Source organism: Spirosoma agri (assembly GCF_010747415.1).
In the GTDB taxonomy this organism is placed as follows: domain Bacteria; phylum Bacteroidota; class Bacteroidia; order Cytophagales; family Spirosomataceae; genus Spirosoma; species Spirosoma agri.
Genome location: NZ_JAAGNZ010000009.1, coordinates 32,265 through 52,703, shown reverse-complemented (window position 1 = coordinate 52,703; position 20,439 = coordinate 32,265). Strand labels below are relative to the sequence as shown.

11 protein-coding genes are annotated in these 20,439 nt (G+C 56.0%); all 11 read right to left on the bottom strand.

Annotation, left to right across the window (positions count from 1 at the left end; translation table 11 throughout):
- Positions 1-68: 68 nt before the first annotated feature.
- On the bottom strand, positions 69-230 hold the full coding sequence (locus tag GK091_RS30185) for a hypothetical protein (RefSeq protein ID WP_394351907.1): 162 nt from the start codon (positions 228-230) through the stop codon (positions 69-71).
- On the bottom strand, positions 196-516 hold the full coding sequence (locus tag GK091_RS28375; RefSeq protein ID WP_317166375.1) for a Na+/H+ antiporter NhaA: 321 nt from the start codon (positions 514-516) through the stop codon (positions 196-198). The genes GK091_RS30185 and GK091_RS28375 overlap by 35 nt, the downstream gene beginning before the upstream one ends.
- A gap of 350 nt (positions 517-866) precedes the next feature.
- Positions 867-1,979, bottom strand: a complete 1,113-nt coding sequence (gene tal / locus GK091_RS28370) for a transaldolase (protein WP_164044126.1) — start codon at positions 1,977-1,979, stop codon at positions 867-869.
- A gap of 102 nt (positions 1,980-2,081) precedes the next feature.
- Complete coding sequence (locus GK091_RS28365) at positions 2,082-3,194, bottom strand: fatty acid desaturase family protein (protein WP_164044125.1); 1,113 nt, start codon at positions 3,192-3,194, stop codon at positions 2,082-2,084.
- Positions 3,195-4,054: 860 nt separating this feature from the next.
- Positions 4,055-4,369 (bottom strand): hypothetical protein, encoded by a 315-nt coding sequence (locus GK091_RS28360; RefSeq protein ID WP_164044124.1) that lies wholly within the window; start codon positions 4,367-4,369, stop codon positions 4,055-4,057.
- A gap of 175 nt (positions 4,370-4,544) precedes the next feature.
- Positions 4,545-6,332: a hypothetical protein gene (locus GK091_RS28355; protein WP_164044123.1), complete on the bottom strand. Its 1,788-nt coding sequence runs from the start codon at positions 6,330-6,332 to the stop codon at positions 4,545-4,547.
- 722 nt (positions 6,333-7,054) lie between these two features.
- On the bottom strand, positions 7,055-7,738 hold the full coding sequence (locus tag GK091_RS28350) for a recombinase family protein (RefSeq protein ID WP_164044122.1): 684 nt from the start codon (positions 7,736-7,738) through the stop codon (positions 7,055-7,057).
- Positions 7,739-7,974: 236 nt separating this feature from the next.
- A complete protein-coding gene (locus GK091_RS28345; protein WP_164044121.1) occupies positions 7,975-9,702 on the bottom strand; it encodes a GMC oxidoreductase in 1,728 nt (575 codons plus the stop codon).
- 177 nt (positions 9,703-9,879) lie between these two features.
- Positions 9,880-10,440 carry an RNA polymerase sigma factor gene (locus GK091_RS28340; RefSeq protein WP_164044120.1) on the bottom strand — a complete coding sequence of 187 codons (561 nt, stop codon included), beginning with the start codon at positions 10,438-10,440 and terminating at the stop codon, positions 9,880-9,882.
- 110 nt (positions 10,441-10,550) lie between these two features.
- Positions 10,551-16,181: a choice-of-anchor Q domain-containing protein gene (locus GK091_RS28335; RefSeq protein ID WP_164044119.1), complete on the bottom strand. Its 5,631-nt coding sequence runs from the start codon at positions 16,179-16,181 to the stop codon at positions 10,551-10,553.
- A 129-nt stretch (positions 16,182-16,310) separates the two neighbouring features.
- On the bottom strand, positions 16,311-20,423 hold the full coding sequence (locus tag GK091_RS28330; protein WP_164044118.1) for a hybrid sensor histidine kinase/response regulator transcription factor: 4,113 nt from the start codon (positions 20,421-20,423) through the stop codon (positions 16,311-16,313).
- Positions 20,424-20,439 lie beyond the last annotated feature (16 nt).

Below are 20,439 nucleotides of genomic sequence, written 5' to 3'. Positions count from 1 at the left end.
TGAACAAGTCTGCCTAAGTGGTCAGCCTACCGTATACACCAAGCTTCGATTCTGACTACTAGGCTTTCCTAGTCATCCTCAGCCCCAAAAACTTCGCCTTTGCCAACGGTCTTTAACGTAATGTATCCAATGAGGCCCGACAATATGAATGTCGTGAGAACCGTAAACTGCGTTACCGACGAAATCGTGACCTGATCAGGAAAGGAGAGCAGAGCGATAAAAATCGACATGGTAAAGCCGATACCTCCCAGGATGCCGACGCCGATAATATGAGCCCAGCGCGGCCAGAATGGGCAGAGCCGCTTTGCTGAACGAGGCCAATTTCCCGTCGATCAGCTCGCGTTTGATTTCCAGGCCGACCATCAGAAAGAACACGGCCATCAGTCCGTCATTGATCCAGTTCAGGAGTGGGTAATTCAGGTTCAGCCCTGCCCCATTGAATCCGGTAGGCAGAGCCAGAAAATGTTCATACAATGTTCCCAACGGAGAATTGGCCACTACTAACGCGACAATCACACTATCTAGCAGAAGCAGTCCGCTGATGGAGCCGGATGCTGAAAATTCCTTAGATAGTTTTAAAACTCGCACCCCATTACTCAATGAACCACTGCTTGCTTTCGTCTGTGGAAATCGTCGCCACCTTAGTAGGTGGCGAAACGAAAAGGCAAAGGTGGCTCGATGGGACTATAGTGAGCGTGTGGATTGGTTTATAGGCTCGTTTACTCAGTAGTACGATAGCCTTCTCTAACCCTCGTTCCGACGACCTTTGTGCGGTTCTTATTACCAACAATGGCCTGTCTCTTTCGAAACAGGCCATTGTTGGTAATAAGAATTTAGTCAGGTAACGGCTGCTGTTATCCTGGTGGTTAACCGTTTTCCTGACCAGCCGTTAGAGCTTGCTTTTGGGCGTCGATCGCTTGCAAAAGCTCATCGTAGGGCTGGTTAAATTTGGCGATTCCTTCCGCTTCCAGCTGTTCCGCGACTGCGTTCAGATCGATACCCGCTTGCTTCACCTGCGCCAGCATCTGAAGGGATTCGGATTCGTGGTTCGATAGCCGAACCGCTGGCTGGCCAGCCTCCCGGTAGGCGGTCAACGTGTCCATTGGTACGGTGTTAACGGTTTTGGGTGCGATCAGGGCTTCCACGTATTTGACGGGTGAAACGGCAGGGTCTTTGGTGCCCGTACTCGCCCACAGTAACCGTTGGGGCGTTGCGCCTTGTGCGGCCAGTTTTTCAAAGCGTTCGCTGTTGAACAGTCGGCCGTAGCGTGCATAAGCTTGTCTTGCCAGCGCAATGGCTGTTTCCCCTTTTAGCGGGGCCAATCCCCGTTCAATGAGCATTGGATCTACCAGTGTATCAATACGACTGATGAAGAAGCTGGCTACCGAAGCCAGTTGATCGATGGGCTGACCAGCGGCCAACCGATCCTCAAGCCCGGCGATGTAAGCCTCCGCCACGGCTTCGTAGCGCTCCAGACTGAACAGCAACGTAACGTTGATATTAATGCCTTCGGCAATGGCCTGCCGGATCGCAGGCAAACCTGGTTTGGTACCCGGAATCTTGATCATCACATTAGCCCGATCGACGGCTTGCCACAACGTGCGGGCCTGTTCCAGCGTCTGGTCGGTATCCAGCGCCAGGCGGGGTGAGACCTCCAGGCTGACGAATCCGTCCGCCCCACTAACTTTATCTTCGTATACCGGTGCGAATAAATCAGCGGCTTGCTGGATATCAGTTACGGCTAGTTGGTAAAATATAGCTTCGTTCGAGTCATTTTCCTGCGCCAGCCGCCGGATATCCTGGTCATAGTCGGTCCCTCCCGTAATGGCTTTGGCGAAGATAGCGGGATTGGATGTAATGCCCCGAACGCCATCTTCATCGATGAGTTGCTGAAGGCGGCCTGAGTTCATCAGTGGTCGGTCGATAAAGTCCAACCAGATGCTTTGTCCTAGCTCGTGCACTTGTTTTACTGCGTTCATTACTTACTGAATAAAAGTTGATTACCTGTCAGCGGGCACTCCTGAAAAGGACCACTGTATTTTTAACGGCATGGTTGTTCTTCGCCGAGCCATCGCCGTTGTTCATGCATCAATGGGACTACGCCGTTCGGCCGGGACGGGTCGCCCTAATTTCTGTAGCAGACGAAAATGAGAGTAAAGTGCCGAACCAAAGCTGCGATTCTCCAGGTAAGGCAGACCGAATTCGTGCGCCGTGTGCTTGACGATGGCCGTGATGGCAGGGTAATGAATATGACAAATTTTGGGAAACAAATGGTGTTCAATCTGTCGGTTCAACCCCCCGCAGATAAAGGCCGCCAGCGCCGAGCGGGGTGCGAAGTTGGCCGTTGTGCATAGCTGGTGAATTGCCCAGGAATCGGTCATCTTCCCCTCTTCGTTGGGTAAGGGAAAGGTAGTACCTTCTACGGTATGGGCCAGCTGAAAAACCAGGCCCAACACCAATCCTTCGGCCAGGTGCATGACCACGAACCCGACCATTATCTGCCACCAGGACAGACTAAGCAGCGCAAAAGGCAATCCCAGAAAGAAGAGGTAATAAAGCGCCTTGGCCAAAAATAGTTTAACATATTCCTCCCGGGGATGAGTAGGCATGTCATGTTGGCCAATGCGATCTTTAAAGAATTTGACATAATCTTTTCGCAACACCCACGATAGAGACGCCAGCGCGTAGAGCGGAAAGGTGTACCAATGCTGGTAACGGTGCCAGGGCTTTAGCGGCTGCTCGGGGTCCAGCCGAACCAATCCCGGCGCAACCTCGATGTCTTCGTCATGGCCGGGAATATTGGTGAAGGTATGGTGGACGATGTTGTGGGTAATTTTCCAGACGTAGGGATTTGCCCCCAGCAGGTAAAAACTACTCCCCAGGAGTTTATTCACCCAGGGACGAGCCGAAAAGGCACCGTGCAGGGCATCATGAGAGACGTTGAAGCCAATGCAGGCGGCAAACACGCCCAGTAAAACCGCCAGTCCCAGCAGGGCCGTCGTACCAAACTGATTGGAGAGGATCAGCCCATAAATCAGCCCGTAGCCCAGCAGAAAAAAAAGCGCCTTGGCCCACATCGCTTCGTTGGCATGGGGTGAGAGGTTTTGCTGGGTAAAATAGGCATCGACCCGCCCGCGTAAGGTAGTTATGAACGGAGATCGGTTAGTGGTGGCGAATTTAAGTTTGTTTGCCATAGAAAGCGGTCAAGTGATGAGTTCGTTTAATCAGCCCCGGCCGTCGCTGAGCTTTTCCGAACCCGTTCTAAGCCAAGGGCCTGAACAGGCTGGTTCGAGGGTATGTCCAGAGGCTATTGATTGAGTCAAACTGGTCCAGAATCCGACGGGGCTGGCCAGCTAGCCTGCTTGTCCAACCCGCTAACCCGCTGATAGCTTAGCTATTGAGGCAGAAAGTGAGGTTTTGGCACCTGGCAAATTAGAAAAGCAGACGTTTTTGATTCCGGCTTCGACGTTTGCCCACCGTAACGAGCAACGGTACATCAACTGGGCTGGTCAACTGCATTTCGGTGTTTTCAAATGATCAGGACGCACAACGGACTGGAATTATCAGATGGGAGCACCCGAAACGGGACCACTGGTTCATGGATAGCATTACCGGACAGATGAGGTCGATCCATGTCCGTCACGTCGTCAGTTTCCGTCGACCCAGGCGTTCAGCAAATTACTTGATTTAGTTGTGCCCTTGATGATCGCGTCGATTATCGGTTGCTAGTCAACTGGCTGTCTGGTCAACCACTAGTTGACAATTGGCCAGTGAGTCAGGCGCATTTATCCAAATAGTACATGACCCGGCGAGGGGGAGATGATAGCGTGTAGCAACGAGAGCGGCCAAACTATGCGTATACAGGCACCAATCAAGCTGACTGGTGTAACGCGCCCCGGCTTTCGGTACGATGTAAAATGAACTACGCCCACTCTACGGATAGAGTGGGCGTAGAAAAAGGTCATGTACGCTCACGAAGCTATGTTAAACCGTGTGCGTATCAGAACGACCATCCAATTGATCGGATCAAAAAACGATACGATCCAACGAAAAGCTAGACGGTGACGCCCTGAGAAAAGAACAGCATCACATTATCGTGACTGTAGTTCTGGTGGACAGGCTTGTTCTCATCGGCATTACCAGCAACAAAGTTATAGGTGCCCGGATAGTTGGGATCGTCTGAGTCCTCTACGCTGCCCTCTAATGTTTGCCCGGCCATAATACCATAGCCTTCCAGCGTAAACGTGAAATTAGTAGTATCCTCATCAATCAGGTTCAGTTCCGCGACTAAATAGCCACCTTCTTCCGTCTCCATCAAAGGTTTTTGGGCGACAAATTGTGCTTGTAAATACTCGTAGGGCGTTTGCATGTCGTTTTTTCTATAACAACACAGGCGACACGGTCACTGTTTAGAGACACCCCCCGCTCAAATCTCACGCTTTCGTTGACAGGTAGTTGGCGGTCAACGGCTCGCACGCATCAACTAAACAGAACGGCGCCTGATTTTTCAGAAGCCGTTCTGATTGTCAATAGCAGCTCCGGTTCTAGTGCCTGACGACTTTTACGGTATGGTGCTGGGTGCTCGTTGTGGCCTGTAGTAGCAAGAGCCCCCCACTGGATTGATCCAGTCGGAAATGCTGTTCTTCCCGCACACCAGCCGATTCTATGGTGCGCTTCTCCAGCAAACGACCACCCGCGTCCGTCAGGCGTAACTGCACGGACTGGCCCGGTACACCCGCCACCAATACCTTTAGTTGATCGTGAACGGGATTGCCCAGCACCGTTAGGGAAAGCTGTCCATCAGTATCGTCAACGCCAAGGCGTGCCCGACCGCAGGCCGCTTTCAGATTCCAGCTCAATGTTACGATCTGACCACTTTGACGGGCCATCAGGGTGAAGGGCATCACATCACTGGCCGTGCGGCTTTCCCTGTCGACAAGCTGGGTTGCGTTGCCCGTCCAGTCGGTGATACCGATCGATTTAAACTCGATGGGTGTTCCGTCACCCCCGCTGGTGTTGAAGGTGATCGCACCAGTCAGGCAGTTATAGGTTGGTGCCGTCAGCGTAAGCGGATTCGTAGCAGAGGTAACGATGTATTTGAACGTAGTAGACGCACTGCCACCATTGGCACTGGCCGACGCAGTTACCAAGTAAGTGCCTGCCATAGTGGGTGTACCGATCAGTGCCCAGGTTGGGTTCGGACTACCCCCGCCTTCCTGCCTGAAAAAATAACTCACACCCGGCGGCAACCCCTGGGCACTGACGCTCCAGTTGGTAGTCGGTGAAGAGGAAAATGCCGCCCCTATTGCGTAATAGATTCCCTGACCAACGGTAGCGGTCATATCACTGATGGGATTTACCCGAACTACGGACGGTGTAAGGGCACAATAGTCCTGTCGTGACCACGTGTAAGTAGTTAGTTTTCCCTGCTGCCGGGCTGAGATCATGAAGGGAGGAACATCAGCACAGCTCCGGGCACACGCATCTAGAATGTGGTTGGGATTGGTCGTCCAGGCCGTAATGCCCGGCGCCTGAAACTCAATGGGTGTTCCGTCACCCCCGGTGGTGTTGAAGGTGATCGCTCCGGTCGAGCAGTTATAGGTGGGTTGTGTTAAGGCCAGGTTACTGCCCGAGGGTGGATTCACCACGGGTTTATCAACCACCGTAATCGTAAACGTAGTTGACGTGGCTAAATCGTTGGTTATCGACGGGTAGAAATAACAGGTTACCGTTACGGAATAAACCCCCGGAACGGTTGGAGCGCCGGTAAAATAGGCGACCTTACTGGCCCCCGTTGTGGCATCGATAAACGCCAGACCCGGTGGCGTGTTCATGGCCCGAAATGCCGCAGGCGTGTAGCCAAGTCCGTGGTAGATAATGGGGTCTTTAAAATGGGTCGATGCATCATAGTGGTCAAGTTGCTCACCGACGGTTAGTGTTAGGTTGTCGATTGGTGAGACAAGGACCGGGGAGGGGAAACTGGAAACCAAACAATAAACGGCCAGATCGAAAGTAAGACTGGTTGTATAGGCACGCTGTGTAGCTAGAATAGTGATCGGCTTGGGATCGTTGCGGAGTCCTTCCTCAACAATACCGGACTGACTGAAAACCGACTGGCGTGTAATACCTGGCGCCGTGAAGGTAATAGGCGATCCATCTCCACCTGTGGTATTGAAGGTGATGGCTCCGGTTGCACAAGAGTAGGTAGGTACCGTAAGGACCAATGGTCTGCCCGTCTGCGCCAGGATTGAAGTCGGCAGTGCCAGGCAAAGTGCCAAAATGCTGATAACCAGCCAGTCTTGGCGGGTTACCCTGTTGTAGTTGTTCTGCATACACTTGAATGGGAAACGTGAAACGATCGGTTAGCTGACAGATAACGGATCGACAAGGTGATGGATAGCTAACGGACGCTACCTCTTCACTGGCCGCAGGGAGGGTCCACCTGTCGATGGAAACAAGTATAGGCAGATAATCGACGTCTAGATGGAATTGTCCTAAAAATGATAGGAAATGTCTTAAATTCGAAAGGGCGACCGACTGATCTGCCCCTGAAAACATTAATGTGTGCGCTTAGCTGATGAGATGCTCTGCGTTAAACCCTGTCGTTAGCCCAAACGGAGTTGGGGGTCATCCAACCCGGCAAAGCTGGTCTACTGAAAAGAGACAGCCGGAATCTCTGAAAAAAAAGTGAAAAATAAGACTCATTCTGATGCAGTGTGCACAATAAAGCCCTTGGGTCGACGTTTTATGTCTGTTATGATTCTTCAGCCCCATTGGTTCACCAGTGGGGCTTTTTCGTTTCCAGCCACGTTTACCTGTACTAGTGCGGAATGCCTACCTCGTTTTCCGTGGCCTGATCCGCTTGCCGCCCAAAAACAGTAAATAAAAGCAACCAGTGATTGTCAACCGTACGCGCCCGATCGTCAACCGCATTTCGCGGCCCGTAGCCTATTTGTGTGACAAGGGTTGAGAAGAATGCCGTGGGCATCACGCAATGCAGCCATGATCGAAACGTGGTGGTAACGGCCGACGTGGTAACGGCCGACCGCCTGAGTTACTTTGGTTCGGTTTGCTCCGTTGAGCGCGTTGCCAGACGCATGACTTGAGTCGCTTGAAACAGACATCCTCTGGCCGTTTTAAAGCCAGATTGGTTAAGTTGACGGGCGATTTCCAGATAGCTTACTTTGGCCGATCTCAGCGCCTTGATCAACGCAATGGCTTTTCGGTTGTTCTCATTGCTGAGTGAGCGATTCCGATTGGTCTGGGCCGCTTTGGCCGAAATTAGTGGATCCTGAAAAACGCGGCCACTCTTTCGCCATTGTCCTACCTGCCGTAGTTTCTCATCCAGGGCTTTTTTGGTCCGCTCACTGATCATCTTTCGTTCTTGCTGTGCCAAAGCCGCGAATATATGAATGGTAAATTCATTGGCATCGGGCATATCGGCACAAACAAAACTGATTTTGGAATCGATCAGGGAGGATATAAAGGTCAGGTTGCGACTAAGCCGATCAAGTTTGGCAATGACCAGCCGGGCTTTGTGTTGCCGGGCAAAGTCGATCGCTTTGAGCAGCTCCGGGCGCTGGTCCCGCTTGCCTGATTCAATGTCACAAAATTCGCCCACCAGCAAGGCGGGAGAATGCACGAAACCCAGGACACTACTGCGCTGAGCCTGGAGGCCTAATCCGGACTGTCCCTGCTTTTTGGTGCTGACTCGGTAGTAGGCCACGTAGGTTTGCATGGTGCAAGATAGTGTTCCGCGCTGACTTTACAAATCATTAACGTCCGTTAATGATTTGTAAAGTTGCGTTAGGCTCGACCAATAACCAGCTTACTGATCTGACCTAGCTAAAAAGTGATTACGGGAGTGACAAGAAAAGCCCAGAATAGGACTACCACCAAAACAGCCTTTTGCCATTCCGACTGTCGTTAGAATGGCAAAAGGCTGTGGACGCTAAAGGAGTAAATAGCGTCAAGTTATAAATTCTGCCTTTTTAATTCACTTACGGCAAAACTGGCCGCTCGGGCAGTCAGGGCCATGAACGTGAGCGATGGATTTTGGCAGGCTACAGAAGCGAACGAAGCGCCGTCGGTAACGAAAACATTTTTAGCGGCCCACAGCTGATTGTGCGCGTTGAGCATCGACGTCTTGGGATCGCGGCCCATGCGAACACCTCCCGTTTCATGAACCGCCAGACCGGGGATGGACTGATTGTCGTACGTAGTGATTTGTTTCAGCCCAGACGCTTCGAGCATCTCGGCCGCATCGTTCATCATGTCCAGACGCATCCGTTCTTCGTTTTCCCGGAATTTTACGTCGAATACAACCGTTGGTAAACCCCACTTGTCAAGCCGATTGGGATCAAGCGTAATTGTGTTGTCTTCGTAAGGCAAACACTCACCGAAGCCCATGATGCCCATCGTCCACGGACCCGGCTGAGCCGCTCTTTCTTTCAGGTCTTCTCCGAAATTGCCCTCAGTACCAGCCGCTTCCGCAATAAGTCGTTGCCAGCCGGATCGGGAAGCGCCACCCTGATAGCCGAAGCCGCGCAGGTACGCCCGTTTGTCGGTTCCGATGTTCCGATAGCGGGGAATATAGATGCCATTCGCCCGACGTCCGTAGTAGTACATATCATCGAATCCCATGCCATCGGCTTGTGCATTGGCTCCAACCTGAAAATGGTGGTCCATGATGTACTTACCCAAGGTGCCGCTATCATTGCCAAACCCGTTTGGAAAACGACTTGAAACCGAGTTGAGTAGAATGAAATTGGTGGCCATGGCCGACGCATTCAGAAAGATGATCCGGGCGTAATACTTGGTTGTCTGATTTGTTTTTGAGTCAATAACCCGAACGCCAGTAGCCTTTCCTTTCTTCTCGTCATACAACACGTTCGATACAATACTATCGGTCCGAACCGTGAGCCGATTGGTTTGGCGGGCGGCTGGCAATGTAGCGGAAAGTGAACTGAAATAGCCACCATAAGGGCAACCTCTGGCGCAATGATTCCGGTACTGGCACGGGGCGCGGCCAACCGAGGTATGGATCGGATTGGCTTTCGACAGATTGGCGGTTCGGCCGATAGTCATCACACGATTCATGGTGGTTTTCAGTTTCCCGCGAACGTGCTCCTCCACGCAGTTCATGTCCATCGGCGGCAAAAACTCACCGTCGGGTAGTTGAGCCAACCCCTCTTTATTGCCCGAAATACCCGCGAACGATTCGACGTAGCTATACCAGGGAGCCAGATCCTTGTACCGAATTGGCCAGTCGGTGCCGAACCCATCCCGGGCGTTAGCCTCGAAATCCATCTCGCTGAATCGATAGCTTTGTCGCCCCCACATAATCGACTTGCCACCCAGTGTGTCAGGACGGTACCAGAGAAATGGATGGATTTCCTTGTACGGCGCGTTTCGATCATCAAATACGAAATGACCATTCTGTTCATTATAGCCCAGAACCCGAAAGTCAGGCGCTGGGCTGTCTTTTGGTAAAATCGTACGACCGCGATGGGCAAACTCCCAGGGGGCTTTCATGGCAGTATCGTAGCCCGTAATGTGCTGAAGGTCGCGCCCCCGTTCGAGCATCAGTACCCGCAATCCTTTCTGGGTGAGTTCTTTAGCGGCCCAGCCGCCACTAACGCCCGAACCAACCACTATGGCATCGAACGTGTTGTTGAGTTGTGCTTTTGGAGTAAGGTTCATAAGGGGATCGGAGAATCGCTGATCGTGCTACCTGACTGGTATTGTCAAGGCTCTTTCTTTTTTGGGAACGATTTACGTTCTAAAAAGACGATGCTGAATGATTATACCTACCCGATCGAACGGCGATGCTGTTTTACCGGATAATAGCCGTTTTCTCCGATTAAGACTCCACAGCCTCTACTCACCTCCTTGACTGACATAGAGCTTACGTAACCGATCCCTGGACCGCTTCAAGCGCATCTTAACCGCGCTTTCCGAGAGTTGATAGTGATTACAAAGGGCCATTACGGATAACCCCTGCTCATACTTGAGCCCCAGGAGTCTCCGATCGGACTGGGGCAGTTTGGCCAGCAGACACTCGATATTCTGGAGTTGATCCTGGTTAGGGTCATGGCTACAGGGAAGGCTGTCGGCGAGTGTTTGGACGACTTCGGCCGATAGGGGCTCTGTGGGTAGCCGCTTGCTGAGTCGGTGCTGATCCAGACAGTGATTATGGGAAATAGCATAGAGCCAAGTTGAAAAACTGGATTGGCGCTGAAAGGAGCCCAGTTTATCAAAAACTTTTAGGAAGATGTCCTGGGTGTAATCCTGGGCGGCCTGGGCATCGTTCGTGAACGACAAGCAGGTTCGATACACTTTGTTGATGTAGCGATTATAAAGGGCTTCGAAGCTTTGGGCTGAACTGGTGGTTTGAAAGGCGCTGACAAGTTGCTCGTCGGCCAGAGCGTGTTTTTTCATCGTCGTTGAGTTGTGGGGTAGTGGATCGCTGAAACGTGTTCCATACCCGTTCGACAAATCCACATCACTCAGGATGGAACTTGTCGAACAGGTTGAAACAACGGATTCATTTAAAATGCAAGTAGCTTAATCTGCTGGCTTTGCGTAGGGGTACTCACCCGCAGGAGCAGTACGCCAGTGCTGGCTCCCAGCGGCAGACTCACCCGCTCTACTCCGCCCGCCTGATCGATTCGATGGGTGTGGACCGATTTGCCCTGCATATCGACCAGGTTGAGCTGCACGGGTTGACCCATCGCGCCACTGATCTCTATCTCCGCCATCTTCCCGTCTACGGGGTTGCCCAGTGCGCGAACCTGCAAACGCGTAGATGCTTCGCCTATGCCTATTCGAGCCGCTGGATTGCATACGGCCAGCCAGTTATATCGATACGTGCTCACTGTCGCCCCCTGCTGAGCGCTGAGCGTAATGCTTGGATTATCGGTGTAGAGGTTCAGACTGTACGGACCCGGATCGGTAGTGGGCAATTTCTCATTGACAACCGAGAAACTGATCGGACTGGCGTTCTGCCCCGCGTATTGAGGGGTAAAGGTCAACCGCCGTTCACCGGCGCTCAGCACCTGACAACTCACCGTCGAGACGCCCACAATGGCAAAGCCCGTCGGCGGAGTAACTGGCATGGGAGTCACCGTCAACTGGAAGCTCGTACTGACTTGCAGAACACCGGGGTCCAAAGCCGTTACGGTCACGGTGGATACGCCCGTTTGCGAAGGGGTGCCGCTGATCACTGAGCCGCTTAGGCTAAGCCCCGTGGGTAGGCCCGACGCCTGGAAGGTTAAGGCCTGTCCGTCTGGATCGGAGAAGTAAGTCGTGAGCTGTAACTGATAGCCTTGTCCCACCAGAATCGTCTGCGAGGGAATGCCCGTGGTGGTCGGCGGCTGGTTGGGACTCGTGCCGCTCTGGCAGGAGGCCAGCCAGTTGTAGGCAAAGCGGGCTTCCCCGTTACCCGCCTGGGTGGCCACCAGCGTAATCACTGGGTTGTCCGTATAGAGCCGCAGCGAGTAGGGGGCCGGTTTCGTCGTAGCGGCTAGTTCGTTGACCACCGAGAAGCTGATAGGACTATTGGTCTGCCCTGCGTATTGGGGGGTGAACTGGACCTGATAGCCGCCCTTGGCCTCGTCGATCAACTGACAGTTGACCATGCTCACCCCCGTGATGGCAAAGCCACCGGGGCGGATCTGTACGCTCAGCGGAGTGGACGAGCTGCTGGTGCAGCCGTTCAGATTACAGCTGGCCGAGAGGGTATAGTTGCCTGGCTGAGCGAGCGTGTAGGTGTTGCCGCTGGCTTGCCCTGTTCCGCCCAAAGCGGTCCAGTTGATGGTGCCTCCGCTGCAGCCACTGGCCGTGACGGTGATGGGCTGATTGGTGGTGCTCGTTGCTGGACTAGCCGAGAGGGTAGGAGCTACCGGTGCGTCGGTGGTGCCACTGACCGTGGCCTGGGCCATGGCCATGCAACCGTTGGCGCTGGTTACGCTCACCGAATACGTCCCGGCCACGCTGACGGTGATGCTAGCCGTCGTCTGGCCCGTGCTCCAGGTCAGGCTGCTGGCCGACGTGTTGGCCGTCAGGGTCGCAGTAGGCACGGCACAGCTTAGCGTGGCTGTACTCGGGGTGATACTAACTGTGGGCTGGCTGTTATCCTGACTGATGGCGATACTGGTGGTGCTGGAACACCCTGCACTGGTGACGCTCACCGAGTAGGTGCCGGGTGTGTTCACAACGGCTTGGTTACCACTTTGACCAACAAGTCCCGGCCCGCTGAAGAGGTAGCTTGTTCCGTCCCCCGCCGTGAGCGTTAAACTGGTCTGAGCGCAACTAAGCACCATCGAGGGCGATGCCGTCAAGGTCGCGGTGGGTAGCGGATTGACCGTCAGGGTCGCGGTGGCTGTAGCCCGCTGCCCGCCACTGGACTGCACCGTCAAGGTAAAGGTTTGCTGACCCGACCCGCTAGCCGTCAGGGTCTGGCTGAAAGTGGACTCCCCTTTAGTGCCCGTGCTGGTTGAACTGCCATTGGTGAGCGTGTAGGCGTAGTTGCCCGTTACATTGCCAATAGTGGCCGTGAACGTAACGGGGCTACCCGCGCATACGGGGGAAGGCGTTGCCGCCACGTCTGCAATGGTGGGGGTGGGGTCGCTCACGCTCAAACGGAAAGCCGTGCTGGTGACACTATTGCAGGTCCCGCTGACGACCAGCGAATAGGAGCCCGCATTACTGGGCTGCACGTTAGTCAGGGTGAGGGTGGCCGACGTCTGGCCCGCTACCGCATTGCTCAGATTGTCTTTGTACCACTGGTAGCCGCTGACGCTGCCACTCACGCTGACCGGCACACTGACAGTGCTACCCGCCGTTACGCTGCTGCCACTGGGGGGCTGGCTGGTGATGGCCAGGAGCTGGGCAGGGTTGCCCTGAAACTCGTAAGCCCCCATGTCGATGATACCCCCGGCAGGATAAAAGCGGGGTTGGTCCGCCAGATCGGTTGAGCCGCTGGTTGCTGTTGTGCTGTTGGGGTTGCCGGCGTTGATGGCGGGTGAGCAAGGGTTAAGCCGCAGGTCGGTAGCACTAACGAAGGGCAGGGTAGACGTGGTGCGGTTATTACCCTGGTCCGAGAAGTAGCTAGTTACCTCGGGCTCCAGAAGGCTGTAACTCACACTTGGGGCACCCAGACCGCCCCTTGCAAACGTATTGATGCCCCCGTTGCCAAACAGCACACAGTTGGTTAGTGACGGACTGCCGTAAAAAGTGGCTATTGCTCCACCTCCACCGGGGGCCGAGTTATTGGCGAAGCTACAGTTGGTTACACTCGAGAAACTAAAATCATCGTATATCCCGCCACCACTGTTAGCCGAGTTGCCCAGGAAAAGGCAGTTGACCAAGATTGGTCTGGCGCTGTTGTTAAATAGCCCCCCACCGAGTGAGCTAGCCGAGTTAGCGACAAAACTAAGATTTACCAGGCGTGGATTATTAGGATTATTACCATCATTACCGGCCAGATAGATTCCCCCGCCATCCCCATCGGAGTTACCGCCGGTGATGACAAAGCCATCCAGCACAGCGGTGTTGGTTAAAGCTGGATCATTTCTGCGCTTGAAGATGACGTGGTAGCTGTTGTCGGCGTTGTTACCCACTGTACCAATGTCACCCGAGAGGGTTGTGCTTGACGGGCTACCCAGCCGCCGGTCGCTCAGATTGGCTTCAGTGCCCACAAACCCCCCGTAGATAGCCACTCCATCTTTCATTGCAAAGCTGATGCTCTGGTCGGTATTATTTGGCGGGCCGGGCTTGTAGGTGCCCTGCGCCACCCAGACTTGCTGCACACCCAGGGCGTTGATCATGGCCTGCAAATCACCGCTGGCAGTAGTCCACGAGCTGCCGTCACCTGTGCCGCCCTGTTTGACGTAGCGGATGGGCTGGCTGGGGGCGCTCACGCTCAAGCTGAAGGCCGTCGAAGTCACACTGTTGCAGGCTCCCGTCACCACTACCGAGTAGCTGCCCGTAGCGCCCGTCTGCACGTTAGTCAGATTCAGCGTAGCCGAGGTCTGGCCCGTGACGGGGCTACTGAGGTTGTCTTTGTACCACTGGTAGCTGGTGACGCTGCCCGTGACGCTGGCAGGGGCACTGATGTTACTGCCGGTTGTTACGTTGCTGGCCGACGGGGGCTGGCTGGTGATGGCTAGGGGCTGAGTGAGGCTACCCTGGTATTCGTAGGCACCGATATCAATGCGCCCGTTCTGGTAGAAGCGCGGGTTGCCCGCCAGGTCGGTCGTACCGTTAGTCGTCGCATTACTGTTGGGGTCACCCGCGTTGATGGCGATCGAGCAGGCGTTGAGGCTAAAGTCGGTGCTACTGGCAAAGGGGGAGCTGGTAGCGGTCAGGTTGGTGGGCCCGCTGCTGGTATAATCGCTCTCGCCCGCCCCGATCAAACTGTAGTTAGCGGTGGTGCTGCCCCCGGAGTCGTTGGTGATGCTGGTGCTGGTGGCCTCTTGGTTGTCCCACAGAATGCAGTTGGTCAGCCGGGCCTGGGTCCCCGTATAGTTGTTGCGCAGGGCGGCTCCACTGGCGGCCCGGTTGGCCGTCAGGGTGCAGTTGGTCAGGGTGGGCGTGCTCCCGCTTATTAAACCACTTATACTATAGAGGGCGCCCCCATCGCCCCGGGCGGTGTTGCCGCTGAGCAGGCAGTTGAGCAGCCCTAGACTACTGCTCGCATTGGCGATGCCTGCCCCCTGGTTGGCCGAATTGTTCTGAATAACGCAGTTGGTCAGGCTGGGGCTACTGTTGCCATTGAACATGCCCCCCCCATCACCCCCCGCTGAGTTGGCGCTGAGGACACAGTTGGTCAGGCTGGGACTACTCTCGTCATTGTAGATGCCCCCCCCAGTACTCGCTGAGTTGGCGCTGAAGACGCAGTTGGTCAGGCTGGGATTGCTTCTGTAGTTATACATACCCCCCCCATTTGCTGTGCCCCCCGTGATGAACACGCCGTCCAGGATGGCCGTGGCGGTCAATCCGTTGTTGTTATTGCGAATCACCGAGCCCGTGCTGCCCTGGGGGATGGTGAGGGTGGTGGAGGAAACCTGATCCGCCACGGGGTTGACCCCCGACCGCTGGCTCAAGCTACTCTCGCTGCCGCTAAAGCCCCCGTAGATAGCTACGTTGTTCTTCATACTAAACGAGACGTCCCCCGTGCGGGTGTAGCGGCCGCTGGCCACCCAGATTTGCTGCACACCCGGGGCGTTGATCATTGCTTGCAAATCCCCACTAGCGTCAGCCCACGAGGTGCCGCTGCCCGTGCCGTCCTGTTTGACGTAGCGGATGGGGTAAACGCTGTAACTGATGATGACCAGCCCGTTGCCTGAGTTGCCCGTTGCTCCCGATACCAAGCTTAGGCTAGTACCCGTATAGTAGGAGCCGCCACCCCCTCCCACAGCAGTAATAAGATTACCTGTATCGTCAATTGAGAAGCCACCAGCACCGCCACCGGAGAAGCCGCCACCGCCACCCCTACTGCTACTGCTACTAGGCTCACTACCGCTGCCGCCACCACCAAAACCACCCGGACTGTTGCTGGCACTTCCCCCGGCCCCGCCATGCACAAAGGCTTTGCCACCACTAGCCCTGCCATTATTTCCATCGCCTAGCAGGCCACCCCCACCACTCTCACCACCACTCCCCCCACCACCAGCCTTACCACCAGCCCCACTAGCAGTGGTACCCCCACCGGCACCCCCATCCGGGCCGACCTGCCCATGTTTGCTCGGGGAGTCAACCCCGGCCGCTCCCCCGCCCCCGCCTGCAATCACCAGCGGGGTGGGCGCTGTCGTACTGCCCGGGGGAGCTACCACAAACGAGCCTCCACCCCCGGCGGCTTTGCCACTCAGCGACTGGCCCACCAGGATACTCAGGGCCTGGCCGGGGGTGACACTCACCCGGGCGGCCACGATGGCCCCTTTGCCCGCCGACGCGGTGCCCCCTTGAATAGCCCCCCCTTCGGCTCCCCGGGTTTCAATAGTCAGCGAAGTGACGCCCGTGGGCACTTGCCAGGTGACGATCTGGCCCGTATACGAAAAGCTCTGGGTCGTGGTGACACTCCCATTCTGAGCGTGCAGGTAGCTGCTAAGGCTACTGAGTAACACAAAAACCAGCAGGCAAATGCGCCCCTGGTTACGTGAGTAAAGCGTTGGTATCATAACGGATAATTTGTTTGGGTTGACTGACCGCAAAGCTACTACACGCCTGATTACCAGACTCTCACCATTGTAACATCGACTCTCACTATTGTAACATTATAGCTAAAAAGCGAAAAAAAGACGGTTTTTTTAGGCTCGCTCCGTCAGGGTAGTCCCATAATCCGAAGGGGGGTACCCAAACAGCTCCCGGAAGCATTGACCAAAATAAGAGGGGTTCTCGAAGCCTACCGCGTAGGCCGCCTGGCTAACCGACAGGCCCCGGGCCAGCAGCGGCAGGGCCTGCTGCAACCGGTAGGTCCGCATAAACTCGGTGGTCGTCAGACCCGTCAGCGATTTAAGTTTGCGGTGTAACTGCATCCGGCTCAAGTCAGCCCCGGCGGCCAGTTGATCGACCCCGAAGCCCGCTTCGGCCAGGTGCTGATCCAATAACCGTTGCAGCGTTTCCACGAAGGGTAGATGAACGAGTGCGGCTGGATCAGGGACCGGCGCCGTCAGCTGGTGTTGTAGTCGCTCACGCAACCGGCGCCGGGTCGCCAGCAGGTTGTTGATGCGCAGGAGTAGTTCGGGCAAATGAAAGGGCTTGGCCAGGTACTCATCGGCTCCCATCGCCAGTCCCTGCATCCGACTTTCCAGGCTTACCTTAGCCGTCAGCAGCAGCAGGGGAATGTGGTCGGTCGTCATATCGCTTTTCAGTCGCTGGCAGAGCGCGTAGCCATCCAGGCGGGGCATCATCACATCGCTGATGATCAGGTCGGGCATCAGCCGCCGGGCCTGCTCCAACCCATCCAGCCCATCGTTGGCCCGATGCAGCTGGTAGTGCGGGGGCAAACTCTGACCGATGAACTGAGCCAGATCATCGTTGTCCTCCACCAGCAGAATCATCGCCGGTTCGGTCTCCTGAGGGGTGAAGCCCCCGGATTCGCCCACCGGCGGGGTTGCCTGGGGAGTCAGTAATGGCTCAGGTAAGCTGTCGGTCACCGGTGGATAAGGCAACTCAACGTAGACTGTCGTACCCCGGCCCGGTTGGCTGTCGACCCGAATCTGTCCGCCCTGAACATCGATGAGTTCCTTGACCAACGCCAAGCCAATACCACTGCCCGGCTGGTAGTCGCGAGCGCGGGGTTGAGCACACCCCAATGCCCCCCCGTCGTCGGGTGAGCCGACCTGATAGAACCGCTTAAAGAGGTGAGGTAACTGATCGGCGGCAATACCGATACCCGTATCGGCGACGCTCAGTTGAAGACCCGGTACCGGGGAGTCCGTACCCGTAGTGATGGGGCTCAGGGTTACCGTGACGCTGCCCGAGGGGGTAAACTTGAGGGCATTGGCCAGCAGATTGATGACGATGCGCTCCAGCTTATCGGCGTCAAACCAGAATAAACCCATTTCCTGGGGCCGGTAAATCAATTGCACCGACCGGGCCTCGGCGACCTGGGCAAAGGTTTGTACCAGCCCGGCCACCACCTCGTCGGGCCGCCCCCGCACGGGGGTTACCTGCATCATCCGGGCGTCCAGTCGAGCCAGCTCCATAAGCTGGTTGATCAGGCCCAGCAATTGCCGGGCATTGCGTTCCACCAGGGACAGCCGTTCGCCGTACCGGGTCTGTCGCAGGTCGGCGATCAGCGTTTCGAGGGGTGATAAGATCAGCGTCAGGGGGGTGCGGAACTCGTGGGTGATATTGGCGAAGAACCGGGTTTTCAGCTCATCGACGACTCGCAATTGTTCCGCTTCCCGCTGGCGGTCCCGCTGGTCCTGTTGCGCCTGCTGTTGACGAGACCGGTAACGACTAAACCCAGCGAGCAACCCAATCCCCACCAGTGCGTATACCAGATAAGCCCACCCACTCCGCCACCAGGGGGGATCGATCGTTATCGACAGGCTACGCACATGACGGCTCCATTGGCCTGCCGTGTTGGCCGCCTGAATAGTTAACCGGTAGCAACCGGGGGCGAGGGCGGTGAAAATAGCTTCCGGCCGCTGGGTGACCACCCAACCTGGCGATAAACCCGCCAGCCGGTAACGGTATACCGCCTGCCCCAGCCGATTGTACTGCATGGCGGCAAAGCGAATCGTGATGAAGTTCTGGTCATGAGGCAACGTCAACTGGTGAAGCGAGTCGAACGGGATTGCAGCTGGTAATGAATCCAGTAGGGACCGGTTGTTGACCAGGATGTCCGAAAGCTGTACCTCCGGCTGAAACGTGTCGGGACGAATGGTGCGGGGGTCGAAGCCAACCAGTCCCGAAATGTTCCCCAAGACGATACGCTCGTCGCTGATTCCGTTACGCCGGAATGCCGGACCACGGAATGCCGGACCACGGACTGCCGCTGAGCCGGGTGTCGGTCCAACAACGTTCGAATCCCGCAAGGCAATTCCGGGCATGGATACGGCGTGGAAGCGGTTAAATTCGTCGGCCCCCAGCCCGTCTTCCTGCCGGTAGACCCGGATGCGTCCGGTGGCTCGGTTGAGTTGGCCCAGTCCCTGATTGGTAGCCAGCCAAACGGACCCCCACCGGTCGGGAACAGCCGCGTAAACCACGTTGTTGGGCAAGCCCTGTCGGGTGGTGAATCGTACGCTACGTCCGGTGCGTTTATCGAACTGGCAGAGCCCTCCCCCAAAGGTACCGATCCAGAGTCGATTCGTATCCAGTGGATCGGCGTTGAGCCAGTAGAGGTTATCGCTGCTCAGGGAGGTGGAATCACGGGACTGCCGTTGGTAATGCCGGACCTGTCCACTGCGCCGGTCGACCCGGTACAGACCCGTGCTAGCGGTGGCAATCCATACCGCCCGACGGTCAACGACCGCCTGGAGCATGGCCGACCGAATGGAAGTCTGGAAGGGATGCGCAAACCGAACCCATCGATTTTGTCTCGTATCGTAGTAACCCGTCCAGTCGGGGTGCACAACCCATACCATGCCAGCTGGGTCCGTGGCCAGTAAGGTAGGTCGTTCCAGCCGATAGTCGCGCAGGGTAGCGGGCCCCGCGACGGTGGTCAGCTGATGCGTAGCCGGGTTGAGCCGGTAGAGCGGAGTGCCCCCCACGGCGAACCAGAGTTGCCCCTCGGCGTCGGTGGTTACCCGGAAGTTATAGGGAGAAGTATGCGCCAGTCCGGTCGGTAGCCGGCTGGCCGGTAGGTGCGCGTAGTCGGTGAGCCAGTCCTGAACAAATGAACGCTGATAGGGCCGATTTTGGAAAGCCGGTGCCCGAAGGTTGATCTTATGCACGCCCGCCAGATCGGTCCCCAGCCAGAGCACGTCGGATCGGTCGATGAACAGGGAAACATACTGAGTAGCTCCGTCGGGTATATGCAGCGGCTGTAAGCCCTGAGCGTCCGTATAGCGGAACAGCTGCCGTCCCAGGTTGATATACTCCGTACCCTGACTGTCGGTTGTCAGTTGGTGGGTCCAGCTGGCCAGTTGATTGACCCACGCCAGGGGATATACGTGAGTTTCACCCGTAGCTGGATTCCAGCGCGCCAGCTGACGATCGCTGCACAGCCAGAGTTCCCCGTTCGCCCGTCGGTAGAGCTGCTGGACGGGTGTTTTTATGGCCGTCGGATAAGCCACATGGCTAAATCCGTCCGTTGACGGCTCGAAGCGGTCCAGACCGTGAGGAGTGGCCAGCCAGAGTTGTCCCCGGCTATCCTCCAGGACCGACGTGATGGTATTGCTACTGGGTGACGTCGATTGGCCCGCTCGGTGCGGATACCGAACGAAGCGGTGCGTATCCCGGTCATAGCGCGCCAGCCCCCCCCGACGAAAGATGAGCCAGAGTCGACGGTGGGTATCAGGATAGATGGTCAGGAGTGTATCCTGGCCGAAGACTTGCCGGTAAGCCGGTTGGCGGGATAGATTGGTAAAGGTTTCCCGAACAGGGTCGAATCCGTCGAGGCCGAACTGGTCATTCTGAATCCAGATGTACCCATCGGGAGCACTGGTCAGGTTGGTCAGTCCCGGTGAGGAAAGCGAGGGACGTCCGTCGGCTGCGGGCTGAAACACCCGAAACGAGTAGCCATCGTAGCGGCATAGCCCGTCGCGGGTAGCCATCCAGATGAAGCCCCGTTTGTCCTGTAGGATGGCGGGTACAAAGGCCTGCGGTAAGCCCTGCCGGGCCGTAATTAGCTCGGGTTTGGGTAAGCTTAGGGATTGAGCACCCAGGGATTGGGTCGCCAGTAGAGCCGTCAACCACCCCAGATATAGGGCCAGGGTCATCAACCCCGACCGACTAGTACGCTGCCCCATTGTTCACAAAATCGGA

Coding starts and splice junctions, on each gene's coding strand:
- GK091_RS28355 (WP_164044123.1), bottom strand. CDS start 6,332: ATGCAGAACAACTACAACAGGGTAACCCGCCAAGACTGGCTGGTTATC.
- tal (WP_164044126.1), bottom strand. CDS start 1,979: ATGAACGCAGTAAAACAAGTGCACGAGCTAGGACAAAGCATCTGGTTG.
- GK091_RS28365 (WP_164044125.1), bottom strand. CDS start 3,194: ATGGCAAACAAACTTAAATTCGCCACCACTAACCGATCTCCGTTCATA.
- GK091_RS28350 (WP_164044122.1), bottom strand. CDS start 7,738: ATGCAAACCTACGTGGCCTACTACCGAGTCAGCACCAAAAAGCAGGGA.
- GK091_RS28345 (WP_164044121.1), bottom strand. CDS start 9,702: ATGAACCTTACTCCAAAAGCACAACTCAACAACACGTTCGATGCCATA.
- GK091_RS28360 (WP_164044124.1), bottom strand. CDS start 4,369: ATGCAAACGCCCTACGAGTATTTACAAGCACAATTTGTCGCCCAAAAA.
- GK091_RS28335 (WP_164044119.1), bottom strand. CDS start 16,181: ATGATACCAACGCTTTACTCACGTAACCAGGGGCGCATTTGCCTGCTG.
- GK091_RS28330 (WP_164044118.1), bottom strand. CDS start 20,423: ATGGGGCAGCGTACTAGTCGGTCGGGGTTGATGACCCTGGCCCTATAT.
- GK091_RS28340 (WP_164044120.1), bottom strand. CDS start 10,440: ATGAAAAAACACGCTCTGGCCGACGAGCAACTTGTCAGCGCCTTTCAA.
- GK091_RS30185 (WP_394351907.1), bottom strand. CDS start 230: ATGTCGATTTTTATCGCTCTGCTCTCCTTTCCTGATCAGGTCACGATT.